This window comes from Faecalitalea cylindroides ATCC 27803, from assembly GCF_000469305.1.
GTDB classification, from domain to species: Bacteria; Bacillota_I; Bacilli_A; order Erysipelotrichales; family Erysipelotrichaceae; genus Faecalitalea; species Faecalitalea cylindroides.
In genome coordinates this window covers 1-767 of sequence record NZ_KI271036.1, presented here as the reverse complement: position 1 = coordinate 767, position 767 = coordinate 1, and the positions used below count along the sequence as shown (strand labels likewise).

At 42.4% G+C, this 767-nt stretch carries 1 protein-coding gene; it reads left to right on the top strand.

Going from position 1 to position 767, the window contains the following annotated elements:
* Window positions 1-628: class B sortase (locus HMPREF0367_RS07950; protein ID WP_035403101.1), on the top strand; the 628-nt coding region annotated here is incomplete at its 5' end.
* Window positions 629-767 lie beyond the last annotated feature (139 nt).

The following is a 767-nucleotide window of genomic DNA, read 5'->3' as shown; positions in this document are numbered from 1 at the left end:
CGAGCCGCCAAAGGAAAATGAGGGCGTGACGTTTTCGGAAGATAAGGACTATCTTGCGGAATATCTTGAACTCTATCGGCAGAATGAGGATATGGTGGGTTGGATAAAGGTTGAGGATACCAATATCAACTATCCGGTCGTGCAGTCTGTAAATGAGCCGAACTTCTACCTGAAGCACAAGTTTGATAAGACCTATTCCGCTTATGGCTGTCCATATGTGCAGGAAAATTGTGATGTGCAGAAACCTTCAGACAACATCATTATATACGGACACCATATGAATGACGGCTCGATGTTTACGGGACTGATGAAGTACAGAAACAAGAGCTTTTGGGAAGGTCATAAGACGATTACCTTTGATACACTGACGGACAGACACCGGTATGAAGTGATTGCAGTCTTTAAGACAGTCGTTTATACAGACAGCTCCGATAGCTTTAAGTATTATGAGTTTACGGACGCAGAAAATGCGGCAGAGTTTGATGCGTATGTTGCTAAGTGCAAGGAACTTTCTTTGTATGATACCGGAGTATCGGCAGAATATAGCGACAAGCTGATTTCTCTTTCTACTTGTGAATATTCAAGAAACAATGGCAGGCTTGTTGTTGTCGCTAAGAGAGTGGATTAAACCCCACTCTCTATTATTTTTCGAGAAAGGAGGAAACCGATGGCTGATATAAAAACAAGAGATACAAGCAAAGGTACAATCAAGACCATAAATAAGGCAGCAGTTGCCACGGAGCGTACCGGCATTGAATCAAATAAGA